Genomic DNA, 1992 nt, shown 5'->3' on the forward strand with positions numbered 1-1992 from the left:
CGCAGGCCGAGCATTTCCGCCGGACGCGGCGGGCCATGACGTCCGGCGTCTCCTCGTCGATCTCGGCGCTTTGAACGGCTTGCGGCCCGCGCATCGCCATCACGCGCCCGGCGATGTCGTCCGCCTCGCGCTCGAACGGGTCATCCACCGGGCCGACCTCGAGCTTCGGCATGACCGGCATCTTGTGCTCGTCGTCCTCTCCGCCGCAGTCAGCACAGGCGCGCTGAACCGCAGGCACCGAGGTCAGCGAGGAAAGCAGGCGCCGCGGCGCTTCGTCCATGTCCGGCGACGGCTCGACCTTGCGTTGCGCCGGCGTCGCGAAGGCTAAGGCGGGCGGCTTGACGGCTTGGGCGACGCTCATGGCCATGGCGACCACCCCGCATAAAGTCGAACGCCGTGGGCTGTCGTGGGCGCAGGCGCCCGGATTTTGCCCCGGCCTACCATTCGAAGCCGATCCCGGTCAGAATCTGATGCGCCCTTTGGCGTTCCGGCCGGTCGGTCGTGGCGGCGTCCGCATCGCCAAGAGGTGCCAGGAAGTTGTAGAGTGCCTCCATCTGTACCGGACCAAAGTCATAGCCAAGTCCGCCGCCGGCCAGGAGGCCGAACCCGGCCGGAAGATCGCCGCGCGCGGACTCGTAATAACCACCGCCGAAGATCCGTCCGTATAGGGCCTGGTAGACGCGGAATTCTGCGCCGCCGCGCAGCCCGGCGCGGACAAAGGCGTCACGGTCGTCGACCGGCACATCGACATGAATGCCGGCCGCCAGGGCACCGCCGGCCCAATCCAGCAGCGCATTGTATTGCAGCGAGGCGACGAAACTCGTCCTGCCGCCCGAGAGCTCGGCGCCGACCAAGCCTGTGCCCTGACTGGTGAAATGGAATCCCTGATAGGCGAGCGCGCCGCCGAGCCCGGTCCAGAACCCTACCCTGGTCGCCGCATCGGTATACTCGACCTTGAGTGTGACCGGCTTTCTGTAGCCGCCAAGGAAGGCGGCCAGTTCATCGAAGCTGGTCTGTATATCGATGCAGCCCGAACTGCCACGCAGCAGCCCGCCATGCAGGAAGAACGCGCTTCGTCCTCTGGCGTTGCCACATGGCCCCTGCCTGACCGCGACGGGATTGAGGTGCACCCGCCCTGCCCCCCAGTCGCCGGAATGAATGCTCTGCCCTTGGATCGTGACGTTCATGTCACCGAGGATACCGCCAACCAGAAGATCCCACTGCTCCCCGGCAGAAAATTCGGCGATACCCGGCGGCGAAAAGGTATAGGTGCCCTCGGGGATCGGGCCCTTGTCCTTGATGCCGGTGAAGCGCCGGTCGTTCAGATAGGTGTCGGTATCGACATCCGCGCCGCAGGCCTCGGCATCCTCTTCGGTGACCGTGATCGGGCGACCGGAATCGCCGTCGTAGCGCATGATTTCCTCACCATCGCCGTAAACGATCAGTTCCTCGCCGTTGAAGACCATTTCGACCTTCTTGAAGTCGGTTGCCTTGCGCTCACCATCCGGATCGCGGCGGATGATTTGTTCGCCGGAGGTCTGCTGCAGGGTATGCGTCAACTCATGGGCCATCAGGCGGCGGCCTTCGCCGGTTCCGGGGGTGTACTCGCCCGAGGCCAGCGCAACGTTGTTGCCCAGGGTGTACGCGCGCGCGCCGATGGCGGCGGCGGCCTGGTCGACCTGCGGTCCCTCATGACGCGCACATGCGAAAGGTCCTGCCCGAAACGCGGCGCGAAGAAGCCGGCTTCGGATGCGCTGAGCACGCGTCCACCCGAGGAAACCGCCTTGGCCGCGGTGGCGGCGCCGGATGAGCCCCCGGTCCCGGCCCCGGCCCGCTGGACCGAAGCGGCGATCATCGGAGTGACCGCCCGTGCCGCGCCGCCGACGGCGACCGAGCTTGCGATCTGGTCGGCCTCGCGCTCGTACGCGTCATTTGCCGGACCGACCACCGGCTTACGCTGCAGCGTGCCGGGCACGGCGCCCAGCGATCCAG

General features: G+C 67.1%; 2 protein-coding genes and 1 pseudogene. All 3 read right to left on the reverse strand.

Going from position 1 to position 1992, the window contains the following annotated elements; translation table 11 throughout:
• A partial coding sequence (locus tag BKP54_RS34680; protein ID WP_143347951.1) for a hypothetical protein occupies positions 1 to 367 on the reverse strand: 367 nt, incomplete at its 3' end.
• 70 nt (positions 368 to 437) lie between these two features.
• Complete coding sequence (locus tag BKP54_RS34685; protein ID WP_128090577.1) at positions 438 to 1571, reverse strand: DUF2778 domain-containing protein; 1134 nt, start codon at positions 1569 to 1571, stop codon at positions 438 to 440.
• Positions 1571 to 1992, reverse strand: a pseudogene (locus tag BKP54_RS37015) (hypothetical protein); the annotation flags it as partial. The gene BKP54_RS34685 and the pseudogene BKP54_RS37015, both read right to left, overlap by 1 nt.

The organism is Ensifer sp. 1H6 (assembly GCF_001976035.1).
Lineage (GTDB): Bacteria > Pseudomonadota > Alphaproteobacteria > Rhizobiales > Rhizobiaceae > Ensifer > Ensifer canadensis.

Coding starts and splice junctions, on each gene's coding strand:
- BKP54_RS34685 (WP_128090577.1), bottom strand. CDS start 1,571: ATGGCCCATGAGTTGACGCATACCCTGCAGCAGACCTCCGGCGAACAA.